The 20,574-nt window shown below is 46.7% G+C and carries 18 protein-coding genes; 9 read left to right on the forward strand and 9 right to left on the reverse strand.

Going from position 1 to position 20,574, the window contains the following annotated elements; translation table 11 throughout:
• Positions 1-12 precede the first annotated feature (12 nt).
• Complete coding sequence (locus F3J22_RS11080) at positions 13-933, forward strand: AraC family transcriptional regulator (protein WP_167017065.1); 921 nt, start codon at positions 13-15, stop codon at positions 931-933.
• A 107-nt stretch (positions 934-1,040) separates the two neighbouring features.
• Here the strand turns inward: F3J22_RS11080 and F3J22_RS11085 are convergent, their stop codons facing one another.
• On the reverse strand, positions 1,041-1,670 hold the full coding sequence (locus tag F3J22_RS11085; RefSeq protein WP_167017067.1) for a deoxynucleoside kinase: 630 nt from the start codon (positions 1,668-1,670) through the stop codon (positions 1,041-1,043).
• A 10-nt stretch (positions 1,671-1,680) separates the two neighbouring features.
• Positions 1,681-2,160 (reverse strand): 2-amino-4-hydroxy-6-hydroxymethyldihydropteridine diphosphokinase, encoded by a 480-nt coding sequence (gene folK / locus F3J22_RS11090; RefSeq protein ID WP_167017069.1) that lies wholly within the window; start codon positions 2,158-2,160, stop codon positions 1,681-1,683.
• 85 nt (positions 2,161-2,245) lie between these two features.
• Here folK and sppA point away from each other — a divergent pair, with 85 nt between their 5' ends.
• The 5 genes from sppA to F3J22_RS11115 all read left to right on the forward strand — a co-directional run bounded on the left by sppA (position 2,246) and on the right by F3J22_RS11115 (position 6,928).
• Positions 2,246-4,000: a signal peptide peptidase SppA gene (gene sppA / locus F3J22_RS11095; protein WP_167017071.1), complete on the forward strand. Its 1,755-nt coding sequence runs from the start codon at positions 2,246-2,248 to the stop codon at positions 3,998-4,000.
• A 108-nt stretch (positions 4,001-4,108) separates the two neighbouring features.
• Entirely contained in the window at positions 4,109-5,215 is a 1,107-nt protein-coding gene (locus tag F3J22_RS11100) for an ABC transporter permease (RefSeq protein WP_167017073.1), read from the forward strand.
• 39 nt (positions 5,216-5,254) lie between these two features.
• Complete coding sequence (locus tag F3J22_RS11105) at positions 5,255-5,788, forward strand: SRPBCC family protein (RefSeq protein ID WP_167017075.1); 534 nt, start codon at positions 5,255-5,257, stop codon at positions 5,786-5,788.
• A 3-nt stretch (positions 5,789-5,791) separates the two neighbouring features.
• Positions 5,792-6,322, forward strand: coding sequence for an SRPBCC family protein (locus F3J22_RS11110; protein ID WP_167017077.1), 531 nt, complete (start codon positions 5,792-5,794; stop codon positions 6,320-6,322).
• A gap of 111 nt (positions 6,323-6,433) precedes the next feature.
• Entirely contained in the window at positions 6,434-6,928 is a 495-nt protein-coding gene (locus F3J22_RS11115) for a DUF2911 domain-containing protein (RefSeq protein ID WP_167017079.1), read from the forward strand.
• A 179-nt stretch (positions 6,929-7,107) separates the two neighbouring features.
• Here the strand turns inward: F3J22_RS11115 and bioA are convergent, their stop codons facing one another.
• The 6 genes from bioA to F3J22_RS11145 form a co-directional block, all read right to left on the reverse strand.
• Positions 7,108-8,388: an adenosylmethionine--8-amino-7-oxononanoate transaminase gene (gene bioA, locus F3J22_RS11120; protein ID WP_167017081.1), complete on the reverse strand. Its 1,281-nt coding sequence runs from the start codon at positions 8,386-8,388 to the stop codon at positions 7,108-7,110.
• A gap of 185 nt (positions 8,389-8,573) precedes the next feature.
• On the reverse strand, positions 8,574-11,126 hold the full coding sequence (locus F3J22_RS11125) for an ATP-binding protein (RefSeq protein WP_167017083.1): 2,553 nt from the start codon (positions 11,124-11,126) through the stop codon (positions 8,574-8,576).
• A gap of 376 nt (positions 11,127-11,502) precedes the next feature.
• The gene (locus F3J22_RS11130; RefSeq protein WP_167017085.1) at positions 11,503-13,458 is read right to left on the reverse strand and encodes an LTA synthase family protein; all 1,956 of its coding nucleotides are present in this window, start codon (positions 13,456-13,458) and stop codon (positions 11,503-11,505) included.
• Between the two features lie 60 nt (positions 13,459-13,518).
• The gene (locus F3J22_RS11135) at positions 13,519-15,501 is read right to left on the reverse strand and encodes a TonB-dependent siderophore receptor (protein ID WP_167017087.1); all 1,983 of its coding nucleotides are present in this window, start codon (positions 15,499-15,501) and stop codon (positions 13,519-13,521) included.
• Between the two features lie 63 nt (positions 15,502-15,564).
• Complete coding sequence (locus F3J22_RS11140) at positions 15,565-16,830, reverse strand: HAMP domain-containing sensor histidine kinase (RefSeq protein ID WP_167017089.1); 1,266 nt, start codon at positions 16,828-16,830, stop codon at positions 15,565-15,567.
• Positions 16,831-16,844: 14 nt separating this feature from the next.
• Positions 16,845-17,516 (reverse strand): response regulator transcription factor, encoded by a 672-nt coding sequence (locus F3J22_RS11145; RefSeq protein ID WP_167017091.1) that lies wholly within the window; start codon positions 17,514-17,516, stop codon positions 16,845-16,847.
• Positions 17,517-17,620: 104 nt separating this feature from the next.
• Between F3J22_RS11145 and F3J22_RS11150 the strand changes: the two genes are divergently transcribed.
• Entirely contained in the window at positions 17,621-18,376 is a 756-nt protein-coding gene (locus F3J22_RS11150) for a patatin-like phospholipase family protein (protein ID WP_167017093.1), read from the forward strand.
• Between the two features lie 6 nt (positions 18,377-18,382).
• Here the strand turns inward: F3J22_RS11150 and F3J22_RS11155 are convergent, their stop codons facing one another.
• A complete protein-coding gene (locus F3J22_RS11155) occupies positions 18,383-19,345 on the reverse strand; it encodes an HAD family hydrolase (RefSeq protein ID WP_167017095.1) in 963 nt (320 codons plus the stop codon).
• A 123-nt stretch (positions 19,346-19,468) separates the two neighbouring features.
• Between F3J22_RS11155 and F3J22_RS11160 the strand changes: the two genes are divergently transcribed.
• Positions 19,469-20,110, forward strand: coding sequence for a hypothetical protein (locus F3J22_RS11160; RefSeq protein WP_167017097.1), 642 nt, complete (start codon positions 19,469-19,471; stop codon positions 20,108-20,110).
• A gap of 25 nt (positions 20,111-20,135) precedes the next feature.
• Positions 20,136-20,513, forward strand: a complete 378-nt coding sequence (locus F3J22_RS11165; RefSeq protein WP_167017099.1) for a VOC family protein — start codon at positions 20,136-20,138, stop codon at positions 20,511-20,513.
• Positions 20,514-20,574: the final 61 nt, after the last annotated feature.

Below are 20,574 nucleotides of genomic sequence, written 5' to 3' on the forward strand. Positions count from 1 at the left end.
TAAATTTAGGATATGAAAGCTAAAGACAAACCCGAACTGGTGGTATATGATGCTATCTCAGACCTGCACAAAGCAGTAGGAGTGGCGCCACCACTGCATCCGCTGGTAAGTGTAATTCGCTTCAGTGATATGAAACCGAATTTTCCGCGAGGGGAAAGGCAGATCAGGTATGGCTTTTATAAAGTGTCCTTTATTGAGCATGCTGATGGCAAGATCGGGTACGGGCAACGTTACTACGACTTTTCGGAAGGCGGAATGGCATTTATCGGTCCCAATCAGGTAATTACCGATGGTGGTGTTTCCTGCGGGCTTACGGGACTGTCTTTCTACTTTCACCATGATTTCCTGGCGAAGCATCCGCTGGGCCAGCAGATGAAGCAGTACCGGTTTTTCAGTTATGAATTGTCGGAAGCACTGCACCTCTCTGATAAAGAAAAATCAATTATTACTGATCTGTTCAGGCAGATAGAAAATGAATTACAGACATCTATCGATGCATTTAGTCAGGATTTGCTGATCTCTTATATCGAGTTGCTGCTCAACTACAGCAACCGGTTTTATAATCGTCAGTTTCTGACCAGGAAAGTGGCCAATAACGATTTGCTGGATAAGGTAGATCAGTTGCTGACCCATTATCTGGATGACGGGGAGGCACAGCGTTCCGGACTGCCTACCGTGCAGTTTCTTGCACAACAACTGCATATGTCGCCGGATTATCTGAGTGATATGTTGCGGGTATATACCGGGCAGAGTACCCAGCAGCATATACAGCAGAAATTAATGGAGAAGGCAAGGGAGTTGTTGTTGAATACTGATTTGAGTACAGCCGAAATAGCGTATGCGCTTGGGTTTGAGCATCCGCAGTCGTTCAACAGGATATTTAAGCGGAAAATGGAAGTATCGCCGATGGAGTTCAGGCAATCGTTTAACTAAATCCTGGGCATATCAGTAAATAAATCTGCAAACGAAAAAAGCAGTCTCGACTTAGTCGAGACTGCTTTTTTCGTTTGCAGACCTATGGGCTCTGCAAAAAATATGTTTTAGAATTTCAGGTAATGAACGCCTGGTTCATAGTCCTGGTCCAATGCTTTGAGGATATTGTTGAAATCTTCCGGGTTACGGAGGAAGTCTACTTTAGTGGTGTCGATGACCAGTGTTCGAACCGGGTGTTGTTTGATATACTGCCAGTAAACGTCGTGTACGCTCAGGAGGTATTCGTCCGGGATGGATTGTTCGTAGCTGCGGTTCCTGTTTTTTATGTTTTCCTGTAGTTTTTTTACAGGAGCGTTCAGGAAGATGAGTAATTCTGGTTGTACCAGTTGAGGATTGATGATATCAAAGAGTTTCTGGTAGAGTGAATATTCTTCTTCCGGGAGATTTATTTTCGCGAACAGCAGGCTTTTTATGAAGAGATAATCAGACACGGTGATATCGCTGAAGAGATCCTGCGACTGCAGCATATCTTTCAGTTGTTTGTAGCGTTCCGCCATGAAAAAGAGTTCCAGCGGGAAGGCGTATTGGTCCGGGCTTTTATAGAAAAGGGGCAGGAAGGGATTATCAGCAAATTCTTCCAGGATCAGTTTGGCCGAGAAATGTTTGGCCAGCATGCTTGCCAGTGTTGTTTTTCCCGCTCCGATGTTTCCTTCAACCGTAATAAATTTATAGCGCATGTATCGACTTTTATAGTTTGTTTGCCGGCAGATCATCCGGGCAGCTCAGCAGCAGTTCATTAACTGTTTTATGTAGTACAGGGTGTACGTGGTCTGGTACTATTTCCTGCAAAGGAACCAGTACAAACTGGCGCAGGTGCATCCTGGGATGTGGAATTTTTAGTTCCGGCAGGGAGATAATATCGTCATTAAAGAAGATCATGTCTATGTCTATCACCCGGGATCCCCATTTCTCCTGCCGTACCCTTCCGATGGTCCGTTCGATGTCTAACAGTGTATGCAGGGTCGTTAATGCGTCCTGCATGGTATGCACTACCAATGCCTGATTGAGATAGTCAGGCTGATCTACTACTCCCCATGGAGCTGTCTGATAAAGGGCAGATTTTTTTACCACCTGGCCAATCCGCTCATTGATAAGCCGGACTGCCTTTCCCAGGTTGATTTCCGGGTTGCCCAGATTGCCACCTATAAGTAATATTGTTGTATTCATGTATATTTCAGGCCCCAAAAGTAGCCATATTCCGTATTTTTGAAAAAATGTATCTTTCTACCCAGTTTCAACTTAACTCAAAAACATGCGTTTTTTAAAAGTATTCCTGGCATCCCTGCTGGCATTGATCGTGTTTACAGCGATTGGGATCATAACCCTGATGGTATTTATCGGAAAGGCTATCACCCCTGAAAAAGTTACAGTAGCTCCTAACAGCGTCCTTGTCCTGGAAACCAGCCAGGCCTATGAGGAACAGCAACAGATTAACCCATTAGCACAGTTCCTGGGCGACGACGGCGGTAACATCCCCGGCCTCTTTCAGACCGTTCGCCTCATTGAGAATGCTACCGATGACGACAATATCAAAGGTATCTATCTTAAAGTAAATGGTAATGGAAACGGTTTTGCAACCAATGAAGAACTGCGTCTGGCGCTGACCCGCTTCAGAAAATCCGGCAAATTCGTGTATGCGTATGGTGAAGTGATGGGACAACAGGATTATTACGTGGCTTCCTCCGCTGATAAAGTATACCTGAACCCTAAAGGTGGTATGGACTTTAACGGCTTTAGCAGTCAGATCCTGTTCCTGAAAGGTACACTCGACAGGTTGGAGATCAAGCCTGAAATTTTCTACTGCGGAAAATTCAAGAGCGCTACCGAACCTTTGCGCGAAACAAAAATGACCGATGCCAACCGTGCGCAGACCACCCAGTTCCTGGGTGAGCTGTATGGTACTTTCCTGACCGATATTGGCGCTGCCCGCAAATTGGATACCGCTACCCTGCATGGTTATGCTAACCAGGCCCTGATCCAGGAACCTGCAGACGCACTGAAATATAAACTGGTAGATGGACTGAAATATGATGATGAAGTACAGGCAGAACTGAGGTCTAAACTGAATATCGGTGCAGACGCTAAAATCAGCTTCGTTTCCCTGACTAAATATACCGACGCCACTACCCTGAGTGATGGCAGCGGCGACAGCAAAATTGCCCTGATCTATGCGGAAGGTGATATCGTTAGCGGTGACTCACAGCGCGACCGTACCATTGCCAGCGATAACTACGTACGTGATATCCGCAAGGCACGTGAAGATAACAAGGTGAAAGCAGTCGTTTTCCGTGTAAACTCCGGTGGTGGTAGTGCCCTGGCTTCAGAAGTTATCTGGCGCGAGCTGTCGCTCACCAAAAAAGTAAAACCGGTGATCGTTTCCATGGGCGACTACGCTGCTTCCGGCGGTTATTATATCTCCTGTATGGCAGATAGTATCTTCGCACAACCTAATACCCTGACCGGTTCTATCGGTGTATTCGGCGTGATGTTCAACTTGTCCGATTTCTTCAACCATAAGCTGGGCGTAACTTTCGACGGTGTTAAAACTGCCGAATACGCTGACCTGGGTACTACAGCGCGTCCGATGACCGACGCAGAAAAACGCCTGATCCAGAATGGTGTTGATTCTACCTATGCTACCTTTAAATCGAGGGTAGTTGCCGGCAGAAAACTGGATGCTGCCATTGTAGACAGCATTGCACAGGGGCACGTATGGAGCGGTGTACAGGCAGTTAAACTGGGTCTGGTAGATCGCCTCGGCGGTATCAACGACGCCCTGGCCAGTGCTGCCAAAGTGGCTAAGCTGAGCAATTATACCCTGGTGGAATATCCTGAAGTGAAACCTTCTGTGTCCAAAGTGCTGCGCAGCATGGGTAATAAGGTACAAACCTCCATGGTGAAGAAAGAATTGGGCGAAAATTATGATATCTACCAGCAAATCAAAGATGTAAAGGCACAACATGGTCAGATACAGGCCAAAATGCCTTTTGAATACAAGTTTTACTAGAAAATATTCTTAAATCTCCTTGAAATTGGGAATTGCGCTGAGAAATCATGCGTAATTCCCAATTCTTTTTATGTAGTTTTACGCGGTTTTTTAAAAAAAGCAGATCAGATGAACGGAGCTAAGTACAGTCAGTGGAGAGCCATGTTTGCCATTACAAAAGGAAGCCTGAGAGCTACTTTCAGAAGTCCGTCTTCTGTAGTATTCAGTCTGGCCTTTCCGCTGGTATTTATCCTTGTGTTTGGATTTATCGGAAACAGCACTGTTTCCATAAAAGTAGGGGTAGATCGTCATACGGATATCAATACAGCATTCTATAAGTCGTTGGAAACCAACAAGACATTGAAGCTGATCACGGATGCCAGTGATGCGGAAATGGCGGAAAACCTCAAAAAAGGCAATTATGTAGCTATTCTTAATATTGAATCCAAACCGGATGCCGAAGGGCACGTGAAATATGATGTTCACGTGAAAACCTCCACGGCTACCGATGCCAACAAAAGAGGCATCCTGGTAGCAGCACTGAGGGGTGTTATAGGCCGTATGGACAGCCAGGAATATCCAAGGCCTTCCGTGGCGACCATCATCCCGGAAGAGGTGCCGGGTCGTATTTATAAAACGATCGACTTTATCCTGCCGGGCCAGCTGGGCTTTGCCCTGATGAGCGGCGCCGTATTTACCACCGCCTTTCTGTTTTACGGATTACGTCAGACGCTGGTGCTGAAACGTTTCTTTGCAACGCCTATCAAAAGAGGGTATATACTTTTCGCGGAAGGCTTGAGCCGCACGTTGTTTCAGCTGATCAGTTCCGTGATCATCATTGCCCTGGGGCACTTTGCATTCGGTTTTACGCTCGTAAACGGATTTGTGACCTTCCTGGAAATGCTGGTATTATCCGCCTTCGGACTGATTGTTTTCCTGGGCTTTGGCTTTATCGTAAGTGGTATCGCCAGAACAGAAAGCACGATTCCTTTATTCGCCAACATCATTACCCTGCCACAATTCCTGCTGGCGGGTACATTCTTCCCAATAGATTCATTCCCTGGCTGGTTACAGCCTATTTGTAAAATTATGCCCCTGACTTACCTGGCGGACGCCTTGCGTGAAGTAGCGTACGAAGGTAAGCACCTGTGGAATGTTGGTACAGACATCGGCATTCTGGCACTGTGGGGCATTATCGTTTATGCGGTAGCCGTAAAAGTATTTAGGTGGGAGTAGCCAGGCTTTTGTTAGCTTTGTTATTCTAAAACCCTTCCGATGCAAGCCTTTTTTATTATCCTGGGTGCATTGATCGTACTGATACTGGCGTTGTTCGTGTTCAGTATGTTATTGTCATCTTCGGTGAAAGTAGAGCGTGTTTTGCTGATACCAGCTCCTCCCGAGCGTATATTCCCTTTCGTTAATGTCATAAAGAACTGGGAATTATGGTCGCCCTGGAAAGAGATAGACCCGAATGTAAAGATCACCTATGGTGAGAAGGACAGCGGCGCCGGGGCAGGTTATACCTGGGACAGCAAAGACCGGAAAATAGGCAGGGGAAGCGTAGTCATTACCGCATCAAAGGAAAATCAATCTATCTCTACAGAAACAGATTTTATGAATATGGGAGTAGCTAAGGGCTATTTCCGTTTCGAACCGGCTCCCGGCGGTACTTTGGTGACCTGGGGATCCGTTACGGATATGGGCCAGCACCCGGTCCGTAAGCTGGTAGGACTGATGCTGGATAAATGGATAGGGAAGGATTTTGAAAAAGGGCTGAGTAACCTCTCCCGATTAGCAACAAAAAGATAAATTATGAGATTTATTAAGTTAGGAATTATCAGTGTTATCGTTTTTGGAAGCCTGATGTTCCTTGGCTCCTTACTGCTTCCGTCAACAGCGGTGGTGGAACGTACAGGAGTGATCCAGGCCCCTATTGATGTAGTGTATGCGCATATCGGTGACCTGAAAGCCTGGGCGCCATGGAATCCCTGGTTTAAGCCCGATAGTACCGCCACCATACAATTCTCACAGCAAACAAGTGGTACCGGCGCCTGGTATACCTGGGAAGGTAGCCACAGCAGTGGAAAAGTTACCATCCTGGATAGTGATCCTAAAAAAGGTATCCATTATTCCATGGATGTCAAAAATATGAAGCCGGTAGATGCCGGTATTGAGTTGAAACCTACCGCCGACGGCAAAGCAACCGCTATCTTCTGGCATATGCAAACCCATCTGGGAATGCTCCCGTGGTGGAAACTGAGGGGATTTATGGCTGATAAAATCTTTGGACCTGCTATGGACCAGGGACTTACAACATTAAGTCAGCTTTGTGAAGGAAAATAACCCATTAAATTGGTGGAGTTATTTTACCATTAATCAGAAATGACAGATATTTATTCTTGTTAATATCTAAATTGGTTCATCCTCTTATTCTAACACAATAACACGAATCAAATGAAAAAATTCTTAATGGCAGCTTTTTTTACTGCAACTGCTACTGTAGCATTCGCTCAGCAGGAACAGCGTAAAAGTCCACACGTTACCGCAGAAGGTAAAGATATAAAAGTAGTGTACGGTCAGCCATCCAAAAATGGCAGGGAAATTTTTGGCAAACTGGAACCATTCGGTAAGGTATGGCGTGCCGGTGCCGACGAAGCTACTGAAATCACATTCGCAAAAGACATGACTTTTGGTGGTAAGCCTGTAAAAGCAGGTACTTACACCCTGTTTGTCATTCCGGAACCGAAAGAATGGACAATCATCCTGAACAGCACCCTGAAGCAGTGGGGCGCGTACAGCTATGATAAAATCAAGGACAAAAATGTACTGGAAGTAACAGTGCCTTTGGAAAAAGTGAAAGCACCAGTTGAGAAACTGACTTACACTGTTGGGCCTAAATCCCTTGACATTGCATGGGATGAAGCAAAAGTTGCCATTCCTGTTAAGTAAGTACAGAAAAATAGTTTATAAAGAGGCTGTTTCAATAGTAATATTCCCAGTAAATGATCTGACCAAGGTATGTTTTACCAAAGTTGGATTTGCAATCGATACCTTCGGTATCGATTGGTTGGGTTCCGCGCCGCGCGGGGGGCTTTCGCCCGATATTAGCTTTTGATACAGCCTCTTTTTTATTTCAAGTGAGATGCTATCAGCGTAATCACCGACTGGTAAACCGTTTCCAGCTGAAGGTCTGTAATGCAGTATGGTGGCAGGATATAGAGCGTATTGCCCAGTGGCCGCAACATCACCCTGCATTCCCGGAAATAGCTATGCAACATGGCCGCAATATTATTCGTATATCCGTCGGCGTTATTAGTAATAATATCAAATGCGATAATGGTGCCTTGCAGTCTTGTGTTTTTTATTTGCGGATATTGCTGCAGCTGCTGCATGAATTGTGTATGGGCATGTTGTATCCGCTGGCGGTTGGCGGTACAGGCCGGGTCCAGGAATATATCCAGACTGGCCAGCGCTACAGAGCAGGCCAGCGGGTTGGCAGTGAAAGAGTGGCCATGGAAGAGCGTTTTCAACTTGTCGTTCGATAGGAATGCCTCGTAGATAGCTGTAGTGCAGGTAGTAACTCCGAGTGCCATACTGCCACCGGTAAGGCCTTTCGACAAACAGATCATATCCGGCGTAGTAGTACAGTTTTCCATCGCGAAATTTTTCCCTGTACGACCAAATCCCGTCATTACTTCATCTGCGATCAGCAGGATATTTTGTGATTTACAGTATTCCAGCAGTTTATCGAGCGGTGCTGCCTCGTACATCAGCATGCCGCCGGCGCCCTGTACCAGTGGCTCAAAGATGAACGCCGCTATATTTCCCACGCCGATGCTTTCTATCTGGCGTACCAGCTCCGGCAGATTCTCCGCTGTGGGAAGATCTATAAACACTACTTCAAACAGCAGTTCATCAAATACCCTGGTGAAAACACTACGGCCGCTGACACTCATGGCGCCGAAAGTGTCGCCATGGTAGGCATTTTTGAAGGCAAGGAATTTATTCCTTCGCTGTCCCTGGTTATCCCAGTACTGGAGGGCCATTTTCAGTGCTACTTCTACGGCGGTGGAACCATTATCAGAATAGAAAACCCGTTGCTGTTGCCCGGGTAATATGGGAAGTAAACGTTCTGCGAGTTCTACGGCGGCGGGGTGCGTAAACCCTGAGAAAATCACATGCTGTAGCTCATAGGCCTGTTGCGCCAGTTTGGCGGCAATATGCGGATGTGCGTGTCCGTGAATATTTACCCACCAGCTGGAAGTGGCGTCAATAAAGCTATTGCCCTGTTCATCGAAAAGGAGGGCGCCTTCACCACGTAGGATGGCGATAGGTGGTGGTGCTGTCTGCATCTGTGTGTACGGATGCCAGATGACCTGCTGATCGCGCACCGATAGTGATGTTTGCATATCCGGGAGTTAGGTGAGGGGCGAAGGTAATGGGTGGGGGAAGATGGTAAGGGTACCGGTTTTGATTTTTGAAGTATGCCGGTGATAATTTTAGTGCCTTTATACCCGCCGCCGGAGGCGGCGGGTATAAAGGCAGATGGCGCGGCCCCGGCGGGGCCGCGCCATCTGCCTTTGGCAACTATTTATTACGCATAATGGTGTGCTAATGCTTTATACAAATCTGCGGCAGCATAAGGTTTCGGCAGTAAGTCGGTGACATGCAGCATAGATAATTTTTCTGCTACTTCCGGCATAATATCCGCGGTCAGCACAATGATAAACGCATCGGGCTGGATCATTTTGATATGTGGGATGGCTTCATAACCATTCATTTCCGGCATATGCAGATCGAGGATGATACCATCAAAAGTTTGTTCTTTTAGCCTTTCCAGGGCTTGTTTGCCATTGGTGGCTGTCGTAACGCCTGCACCTGATTTTTTAAGCTGCATTTCCAGTATGCGGATGTTGATAATATTATCTTCTACGACCAGCAGGTTCATACCTTCGAGGAAGCCTGGCGCCCACTGTTTACAGCGGAGTTCAACCGGATGTGCAACAGGTATTTCGAATCCCAGTGTAAAGGAAAAGGCACTGCCTTTACCGGGAGCACTGTCCAGCGTGATATGTCCGCGTTGTATTTCCACCAGTTTTTTGGTGATGGCAAGTCCGAGGCCTGTGCCACCATGTTGTCTGGCGGTAGCTGCATCTGCCTGGGAGAAGGTTTCAAAAATACGGTCGTGCAGTGCCGCAGGGATGCCGATACCAGTATCACGTACCGTGAAGCAGATATGTATTCTGTTGCCATGTCGTTCTTCCTGGTGCACTTCAATGCAGACGGAGCCTTTGGAAGTAAATTTGATGGCGTTGTTGACGAGGTTATTCAGTATCTGTGAGAGTCTTACAGGATCGCCGAGGATCATTGGCGGCAGCTCGTGGTCCAGTGCTGTAAACAGTTTGATGCCTTTGCCTTTGGCGAGTGGCTGGAAATTGCCGGCAATACCATGTATCAGCTGATTGAGATTGACAGGTATGTGTTCCAGTTCTATCTTCCCGGCTTCTATCTTACTAAAATCAAGAATGTCGTTGATAAGTCCCAGCAGGTGATTTGCGGAAAATTGCAGGCTATGGACCACCTCTGTATTATCTGCGTGGTGGTTATCTTCCAGGATGCCTGCTATACCGATAATAGCGTTTAGGGGCGTACGGATTTCATGGCTCATCACGGAAAGGAACTCACTGCGGGAAGTGGCGGCTTTTTCTGCAAATTCTTTTGCTTTCACCAGTTCCAGTTCTGTTACTTTCTGGTTGGTGATATCCATAATGATACCCCTGAAGTGGGAGATTTTGCCATTGGTAAAGATCGGCATGCCAACGGTTTTTACCCATGTAGGTGTGCCATTGGCAGATACGTGGCGTAATTCGAGGCAATAGGATTTATGGTTTTCAAAGAGGTTTTTTCTGTGTTCTTCAAATATGGCCCTGTCGTCCGGATGATAGAATATGGAGCAGGTAGCCAGGGATATCGGATGATCGTAGGGTACTTCCCTGAGATCATAGATTTGTTTGGTCCAGAAGAGTTCACTGGTGGCGGTATTGAATTCCCATCCACCGATGGCGCCCATTTGCTGGCTGATATTGAGGAGATGATTATTTCTTTCCAGTTCAGCTTTAGCCTGTTGAAGGGCCAGTTCGTCCATCTTACGTCTGCTGATATTTTTTACCAGGATAAGCAGGCGTTTGGGTGCATCGGGATGATCGGCTGTTATGAGCGACATCTTCATGCGGTACCAGTTATTTATATCCTGGCGGATATCTTTATATTCATATTCCATTGGTTCTCCGGTACCTAATACGGTATCAGCGAGTGAGTCGAAGATGGTGGCGAGTTCACCCATCACTTCCGTGATTGGTCTGTTCAGTACCTGGTCTTTAGGTTTGAATAGCAGGCGTTCATTGTTGCACCATACTTTAGTAAAGATTTTGTTTTCATTGAGTTCGAATACGATATCGTCCAGGGTGGTTACCAGTGCTTCCAGGTCAGACGTCATGCGGCGATTTGCTTTTTCGATGCGGTTGCGTTCTTTTTCCTGGTTGTTGGCGAAAAGCAAAATGGCATAGGTTTGAACAAGGGGCTTCAGGATATCATAGGTGGTGGTAGAATAGCCTCCAGGCTTATTTCCCAGCCCTATGATACCGATCAGCTGTTTGTCGTAAAGAACAGGAATTCCAATAAAGGAGCGTAGTCTTGGGATATGGTCAGCAAACTCCATCGACTGTTCATCGGGGAGCGGATTGTTGTTCAGGATGGGTAATTCAGTTTTGATGACTTGCCTGGCGAGGGTTTCCATCTGGAGGAACCGGAGGCCGTTGTCCTGTTCCTTTCCGAATTTCTTTTTCATATCACGGACCCAGTTTGCATGGCTGATGGCATGCGTGATAATGGAAGGAAAGAGGGTACCATCGGATTTCACTTCGCCTACAAAACCACATTCGCTTTCAGTAATACTCATCAGGTTATACAGAAAGGTTTCCAGCGTGGAACCGGGGTTTCGGTGCAGCGCCATTGTCTGATGCATGGAACATAAGGTGTCCATGATACTGTTGAGCTGCGTTAACTTCAGCTGTAGGTCAGCAATTTCCGCAATTTCTTCTTCCGCTACAGCCATGGGTAGCAATGCAGGTACGGTTGAAGCCAGCATGAGCGATTTGGTTTTAGTTGAATAAAGGCTCTGGTTTTTCAATCAAAAGCAATCACGGCCGCAACATGGCAGCGTATTGTGACATTTGCCCTAAACACTGGGAAAATTATTTGTCAAGTTTGTCTGATACACCCTAAACAGGAGGCAATGAGTTATGCGGGGAATTATTTCTTAGAATCCTTGCTAAATGTCTTGTGGTTTCCTTAGTAAATAGTCTTGTGGTTTCCTTGGGAGGATAAATTTACTAAAAATACAATCACTTCCAACTTTTTTTATTGCACATCTCCGGTGCGTAAGTTGTGCAGAAGTCACGGAACAAAAAAAAGGCTGACCTGTACACAGGATCAGCCTTTTTTCTATTTAAAAATGGTCAATGTTATTTTTTTCGCATACCACCTGTTTTAAACAGCGAATAGGCTGTCTGGTAGTTAGCCACTGCTTTGCGGATCATGGCGCTGTCTGCTGTAATTGCCTGCAGGTCGCCGGTTTCGGCTTTCACGTTGAATGATTGTGCCTTACGTTGCGGGCTAAGGATCACCAGTTTTCCCGGTTCCAGGTAACCCAGCAGCTGATAGGTGCTGATCATGGCTCTTGGTTTGTAGTCTGCCGCCAATACGTTCTGGCCATAGAGGTTTGTATTGTATGACCAGTGAAGGAGTCCTAACAGGGTAGGATAAATATCCAGCTGTGAGCACATGGCTGGAATCTCTGTTGGTGCTTGTCCTGGCACATTATACAGCATACACGGAATATGGTATTTGCTTACTTCAATTTCGTTCTTACCTGCACTGCTGGCGCAATGGTCTGCCACAAAAATAATGATGGTATTTTTAAACCATGGCTTGTCTTTGATACGGTGCAGGAAATCGCCGATGGCATAATCGGTATACTTCACGGCACCTTCTCTGCTGGTATGCGACGGGATATCGATTTTACCTTCAGGATATGTAAACGGACGGTGGTTAGACACGGTCATCACGAAGTCGAAGAAAGGTTTGCCGGCGGCATATTTCTCGTCAGCATTTTTAATAACGCCGGTGTAGATATCTTCATCACAGATACCCCAGGCGTTTTCGAAATGAACGGCGCTATCCGGGTAGTTGGTACGTTTCGTCGGGAACTGGTCGCCAACGAAGCGGTGACGCAGTCTGTCCATTATATCGAAGCCATTATTACCAAAGAACTGGTTCATATTATCGAAGTAGCCATCGCCGCCATAGAAGAAGGTACGGTCGTAGCCTGCCTGTTCAAAAATGGTGCTCAGTGAAAACAGTCCTTCGTTATTTTTTCTTCTGACGATACTCTGTCCAGGTGTTGGCGGAACGGCCAGGGTAAGGGCTTCCATGCCTCTTACGGTGCGTGTGCCGGTAGCATACAGGTTGGTAAACAGGATACTTTGTTTGGCGATGCTGTCCAGTACCGGTGTGATGCCCTGTGTGTTACCGAAACGGGCCATGAAGTCGGCACTGAAGCTTTCGATGGTCACCATGATGACATTAGGTTTGCCGACTACCTGCGCGGTATCAGTTATGCTTCTGTAGATGCTGTTGCCATCTTCCAGGAATTTCGCATCAGGTGTCTGCAATAAGGAACGCATATCTGCAAAAGCCTGACTATTACCTGTTTCCAGGTAATATTTATCGTATGGCAGTTCGTTATTGACATAGGCAGAAACAAAAGAGTAGATACCTGCTTTTGATAATTCCTGCTGGTACCTGTTTTTGCCGCTTTCTGCCCAGGTATTGCTGATGAGATAGACGTGCAGCAGACAGGCACCAATCAATGCGCCGGTCATCAGCAGTCGTTTTTTGAATGGTGTATATGATTGGAAACTGGCTTTAAAAGTCCCTCTTTTAGCCAGCAGCCAGGTTACCAGGGCGGTGAATCCAACTACACCGCCTATGAGTAACGGCAGTGGGTACGACTGATTAATATTGCTGATTACTTCGTAGGTATACAGCAGGTAGTCTACCGCGATAAAATCAAATCTTGCCGAATATTCTCCCCAGAACGTAAATTCTGCAAAAAAAGAAAATATGGTGATCAGCACTGCGAGGAAAAATCCGCTGTAAGTGAAGATCCTGTTGAACAAAGTATTGTTGAGTCTTTGCGGCAGCACTAACAGGTAAAGGGAATAGAGCAGTGTAAAGAACAGGGATACGCCCAGGTCGAATACAAAGCCTTTCACGAAAATACTGATGATGCCTCCGAAGCTCAGGCCGGCGTCGGGAAGTGCCCATATTAACAATGCCAGCCGTACTAATGTAGACAGAACAAGGAATAGCGCTACATATCCGAATAAAACGGAATATCTTTTAAAATTAGGTGTCATTTTAGCTCAAAAAGTTGCCGCGCGAAGGTACACCGTTGGATTAAATTAAGATTAAATTTTTTAGAGATCGAATTTTACGGAGAAATTGACAACTCTGCCGTCCACAGGGCCCCACAGCGGAACGAACTGCGGGTTGGAAACCGTTCCGGTATACAAAGTTTCGTGTTTGCCCTGACGCGCATCGAAGATATTTTCAGCGTTCAGCACGAGTGTGATATGATCACCGATTTTCCTGGAAATCATAGCTGCCCAGAACCAGTAGTTAGGTGTCTTTTGATTATTGTAATCGTATTGATTACCAATCCAGCTGTTTTCGATACCGAAACGCCATTTTTCCTTCAGTTCATAGGCGAGGGTGCCGGCAAACTTATCCTGCGGTGCGAAGGCGACATGCGTTTTCAGGTCGTCGGTATAGCGTGTGGAAGTGTGGTTATAGCCCAGGTAGAGTTCTACGTGGTTGTATTCCATGCGTATATAGGTGTCCGTACCCAGGCTCCTGGTAGCAAATGGCTGGTTTTGCAGCACATACATATCCGGTCTGGTTTTATCAGCAACCGGCAGAATAGGATCGTTGATATGTGTATAATAAAAGGCCTGGTTGAGCGTAATATCCACCTTGCCGAGTTCAGTATGCCAGTTGCCGTCGAAATTCACGCCGGTACTGCGTTCAGACTTCATACCATTGGCCAGCGGCAGCACGTACCTGTAGCCGATGGTCTGGGTTTGGGTGGTGAAGATAGCCGGAGATTTATAACCGGTACCGGCACTGAGGCGGATATTGATATCGTCAGTTGGCTTATACATCAGGGCGAGTCGTGGGAGTACGTACCATCCGAAAACATTATGGTAATCGGTACGTAAGCCGGCCTCTGCCATGAATTTATCTGAGAAGTGGTAGCCATCCTGGACGAAGGCGCCGGTTGTATTGTAGGAGTAGTTGCCGATCAGGGAGCTGTCCGGGTTGCCCCTGCGATAGTTTTCGGAGGTATTGTTGATGCCGGCCACAAAGTCATTCTTTTCAGAAGCCTTGCTATAGGCTGCTTCCACGTAGCTGTTGGCCTGTTTACCCGTCAGGATAAAAGTTCCTTCGGTGTTGGTGAGGTTATAGAAGCTGCCATTGCCTTTGATGGTGAGGACGCCACCACCCACGTTGCGACGTGTCAGCTGCAGATCTACGCTGTTGCGGTTGCTGTTGTTGACCTCCGTATATACGTGGATAGCATCCGGATGTCCGTCCAGCACCTGCATATCGCCGCCTTCTCTTTTCTCGAAGGTGCCGGTATAGCCCAGCTGGAGGGTGGTATATTGATTGGCATACCAGAAGAAGCGCGGATGCACTACGTACTGACGTATGCGTGGTACATCGCTGAAGCCGTCTTTATTGACATCCACCGGATTTTGAAGGGTGGTACCACCGAAGAAGGTCATGCCGAATTTGCCCCATTTCTGGGAGTAATAGGCGTTGAAGTTATTCTCTTTCAGAGTGGTCGTATTGGCCAGTATGGTGAGTTCTGGTTTAGCACCTGGATTTTTGGAGATGAAGTTGATCATACCAGCGATAGCACCGCCACCATAGAGCGTGGATACAGAGCCTTTAATGATCTCGATCTGCTTCAGGTCGAGTGGTGGAATGGCCAGTACGCCGAAGTTGCCGCTGAGGCCCTCGTAGACAGGTAATCCATCCCTGAGTAACTGTGTATATTTCCCATCCAGGCCCTGCATACGGATCGCATTATTGCCGTTGATGGCAGAGGTGTTTTGTACATGTATGACAGAGAGGTCGCCGAGTATACTTGCTACGTTGCCGGGTTTGATACTACTTTCCTCGATCATTTCTTCCTTACCCAGTACTTCTACTTTCATGGGCAGATTTTCTATCCGGCTGTTGTTGCGGGTGGAGCTGATGACAACGGAATCCAGTTCCACGGTTTTCGTGATCGTGTCTTTAACAGGGGCAGTTGTAGGTTTAGGTGCTGGCTGTTGTGCCGCTGCGGTCAGCGATAAACAGGTCAGGCCTATCAATGTAATTGCTTGCAATTGCATAGGAAAAATCATATTAGGGTACAAAGAACGTAAGTGATTTTGGAGTAATTCTGTGGAAACAGCTTAACGTGTAGCTGTTACCGTGAAAATATGTTGATCATCTGCATAATTATACGTCAGCGAAAGACCGCAGGTATCTGTAATTTTTCTGGAGATGGCGAGGCCAAGACCATTGGAATTAGAGTAGGCCTGGTTGTTTTTCTTGAACCGCTGAAATACGTTGGCAGCAGGAATTTCAGGATAATCCGATGTGTTGGAAATAACCAGCCTGTCTGCTTCCAGCAGGATATGGATACTACCTTCTTCTCTGTTGTATTTGATGGCATTACCCAGGAGGTTGCTGATCAGGATATCGGCGAGCGCAGGATGCAGCTTCCATTGGGCGTTGCCGATAGTGGCGTTTACCTGGAGCTGTTTCTCTTTAATTAATTCTTCAAACAACTGCAGGTATTTATCTGCAACAGCTGCAATATCTGTTAAAGTTGTGCTGGTAAACTGATTGTTCTCAATTTTGGCCAGCAGTAAAAGGTTATGGTTCAGGCGTGATAAGCGTTGTAGTTCATCACTGCTTTGTGCAATGGTTTTCAGCTGCTCTTCCGTCAGGGCGGGGTCCTGTATCAGCAGTTCCAGCTTGCTTTGTACGATGGCCAGCGGCGTCTGCATTTCATGGGCTGCATCTTCGGTTAATTCCTTCATGCTCACATAGTCCTGGTAAATACGTGTAGTCATATTGTTGAGTACTGTATTGAGCTGATTGAATTCATGGGTGTCTGAGGCCGGAAATTGCGGTGTTTCCATCTGGCTGAGCTGAAGCCCGTGCAGCTTATCCAGCGAGTTGTAGAAAGGGCGCCAGATTCTTTTGCTGATAAAAAAGTTAGACAGTATGACGAAGAAGAGCAATCCGCCGAATGCCAGCAGCATCACATAGATAATATTTTTAAGCAGGTCATCTTTTTCAATCAGTGATTTACGTAGGGTAAGTTCGTAATGCTGGCCGTGTATGTCCACTACCTGCGTCAGCTGACGGAAAGGTGCATAGCTGTTTTCGGGTTCCTGAAAGATTTTGATGCCCTTCAGTTTATGTTTTGACTGGACGTCTTTGGTGGTAGGGGCAAGACTGAATTCGGGTGTCTGGACCTGCAGGATAGGGTTATTTACGCTGATGGTATCGATGTAGCGGAGCCACTGGATTTTGTCGTTCACCAGCTCTTCATCGGTTTCATGTTTTATTTCCTTGTTGAATTTTTTATACAGGTAATAAGCGCCGGCACCGAATGTTGGCAGCATGATCAGGAGAAAGAGAAGAGTGGATCGTGTCAGTAGTTTCATGATACAGCTATTGATCAGCCGAAGCGATAGCCGGTTCCGTACACGGTTTTGATATAATCTTCGCCGCCGGCTTCCAGCATTTTTTTACGTAAATTTTTTATGTGTGTGTAGATGAAGTCGTAGGAGCCTGCCTGATCGTAGGCATCGCCCCAGAGGTGCCCGGCCAGGGCCGACTTCGTAATGACGCGGTGCTGGTTGGCGATCAGGTAGATCAGCAGCTGGTATTCCTTGCCGGTAAGGGTGATCATCTTATCATGGATCATCACCGTTTTGGAGGCCGGTTTTATGGTGATTTCGTTAAATTGTATCTGGGTGTTGCCATCGAAGTTTTTGCGACGCAGCAGGGCATTGATGCGGGCATTCAGCTCGGAAAGATGAAATGGTTTGGTGAGATAGTCGTCTGCACCGAGTTCCAGTCCATGTAGTTTATCTTCCAGCGAATCTTTGGCAGATATAATGATAATACCTGCGGTTGAACTCATCTGTTTTAATTCTTTTACTACATCCAGTCCGCTGCCGAATGGCAGGCCTATATCAGCTACGATGCAGTCATAATCGAACTCATTGACCTTATTGATGGCGTCCCTGAAATCCATCGCAATTTCACAGATGAACCCCTGGTGTTCCAGGTACTGTTGTATGGCGGTTCTCAGCTCAGGTTCATCTTCGATGATAAGCACTTTCATGCGACAAAAGTATTAATAATCCCTGTAGGAAATCTGTAGTAAATATATGAATTACAGATAATGTAATTATCTTATAGCAGAATAACTAATTTAGGTCAATGACTATGGAAACACAAAAGCGGGCATTTGTATTATCGGGTGGAGGCGCCCGCGGGTATGCGCACCTGGGCGTATTGAGAGCTTACGAGGAGATCGGGGTATTACCTTCGGCGATAGCTGCCACCAGTGCAGGTTCTATTGCAGCAGCACTGGTATGTGATGGTTATAGCACGGATGAGATCAGGGCCATATTCAAGGAGTTCAAGCTGGGCCTGTCTATGCAGTGGAAGAACTGGCAACTGGGGTTGCTGACCCTGAAGAAATTGCAGGAGGTCCTGGAGAAGACTTTGCGTCATCAGCAATTCGAGGAGCTGAAGGTGCCGCTTTATATTACTGCCACGAATTTCAGCAGCGGGGAGCAGAAGGTATTTGACCGGGGGCCGGTGATACCGGCTGTCCTGGCGGCATCGTCTGTGCCGATGTTGTTTCAGCCAATCCTGCTGGATGGCGTGCAATACGTTGATGGCGGGCTCTCCGGCAATCTGCCGGTAGAACCGCTGGCCGGAAAGTATGAGGATATTATCGGGGTGCATGTAAACCCGTTGGTGCCGCTGGATAGTTCCGGCGGATTCCTGTTTAACCTGGAGCGTACGTTACACCTGGCGATACGGGAATCGGTACTCAAAAATAAAGCGTTGTGCCATGAGTTTATAGAGCCTGCGGGACTGGGTAAATTTGGTATGTTCGAATTCAGCAGGTTCGACGAAATCTATGCTACCGGTTATGAGTATACGAAAAAAATATTGCAGGTCAGATATTAGTGTTTATCATGGAAAGATGACATTCCAGTCATTTTTCATGCTGATGACGTCCCAATTGTACTGTCTGGCCATATTCAGTGTTTTATTGTCTTTTTCCTGGTAATAAAATTCTCTTTCTTCATCATCATGATTTACGATCAGCTGTAGTGTTTTGTACTGGTTGCCCTGGCAGAAGCGGAGCATGTATACATCACCGGCGCCGCCTTCGTTGCCGCAGGCCAGGATCGGCCTTTTACCTATATGATACTGAATACTCACCGGTTTTTCCTGTTTATCATTGAAAACAAACATTCCTGGCAGCCGCATGATGTCGTTGACGCCGGCGCTGTCGACGTACTGGTATTTTAGTTCGGAGCCGATCACGCGTTCCGAAGGGATATTGTAGAGTGTGTCTGTGACTACGCGCATAAAGTCTACCGTTCCGCCGGAGCATACAAAGTTTTTAAAGCCATGGATGCGGAGGTATTCCAGCAGTTCGAGCTGTGGCTTGTATACGGCCTGGTAGAGGGATGTTTTAAGCGTGGGGTGTTTTACGGTCTGGAAGAATAGGGCCACTTCATTCCTGAATTCGGTAGCTGTCATGCCGGAGTGGGTAACTTCGAAGAGTTTCATGATTTCCGGCATGCCTGCTTTTTCGAAATATTGCTTATCGTGTTCCATAACGGCTTTGAATGGCTGCTTTGTTTTAAGGGAGGGGTTCTGGAGTACCATTCTGTTGATACGGAATATGGCAAAAAGTCCTTGTATGAGCGGTTTTTCTGCCCATAGCGTACCGTCGTTATCGAAGGTGGCTATACGATCTTCTACCGGTACAAAATCGGGGCTTCCTACAGTGGATACGGCGGTTACGAAGGCGATGATATGTTCTTTGACAGGGCCGCTGTTCCATGATGGCAGCGGATCTTCCTGGGCGTGTATCCGAAAGGGGAGTATCAGCAGTACCAGTAATAATGGGTTCAGGATTTTCATAGCAACAAACATTTAATAATGAAGGGGTAATATAGATTACACCTGTACGGGGCAATTGTTTAGGCCGGGGCGATAAACAATATATGGTACTGAGTGGTTTAAGGGAGATAAAATCCCCTTTTCTTGTTCAGATCCATCGTGATATTACCGGGCATATTCCTGGCAGCCGTGCTGGTATTATGTGATTGTGCGCCGCTGCTGGCGCAGGAAGCGGATGCAGACAGTTCCTGGAGTTTTTCGGTGTCGGGTTCGTTTACCGTTACGCCGCATTCAGGGGTTATTTTATCGCCCGGGTTTTCGGTGGACCATAACTGGTTACATGCGGAGACGCGTTATAATTATGAAGATGTGCGGACGGCGTCTTTCTTTGCGGGTTACTGGCTGGGCGTGGGGAATAAGCTGCGACTGGATGCCGCTCCTATGATAGGTTTTGTGGTAGGGCAAACAAATGCGTTTGCGCCGGCATTGGAATTTACGCTTACCTATTGGAAGCTGACACTGTATTCGGAGCAGGAGCTGATCATCAATTATGAGGGCAAGGATGAAAGTTATTTGTATTCCTGGAACGAACTAACGTATGCGGTTACACGAAAATTATTTTTAGGCATTTCCGGACAGCGTACACGGTTGTATCAGTCGGGGCTGGATTTGCAGAAGGGGCCGATGGTTAAATATTTGTTTGGTAAATTTACCGGTACATTTTATGCGTTCAATCCTTTTTCGGATCATAATGTTTTTGCGGGAACGCTGTCAATGGATTTTTAATTTTTAAAAGCATAAACTAATTACGATGGCTAACAATATTTATTTTGAGATACAGGCAGATGATGTTAATCGCGCAGCAGATTTTTATGTAAAAATCTTTGGCTGGGAGTTGATTCAGGCGCCGCAGGTACCGATCCCGTATATCTGGGTGAATACCGGCAGCACTATGGGCGGCATTTTGCAGCGGCCTGTAGCGGCACCGGCACCGGGGCAAGGTACAAACGCCTTTGTTTGCTCTTTTGAGGTAGCTGATTTTGATGCCGCTGCAGCGAAGATCCTGGGTGCAGGAGGCATAGTGGCATTACCTAAATTTGGTGTTCCTAAAATTTGCTGGCAGGGATATTTTCTGGATACGGAAGGGAATACCTTTGGGATCTTTCAGCCGGATGAAAATGCAGGATAGCAGATAATTTCAGCATCTTTACAATAAAAAAAACCTACGCTAACAGCGTAGGTTTTTTTAT

This window comes from Chitinophaga sp. Cy-1792 (genome assembly GCF_011752935.1).
In the GTDB taxonomy this organism is placed as follows: Bacteria; Bacteroidota; Bacteroidia; order Chitinophagales; family Chitinophagaceae; genus Chitinophaga.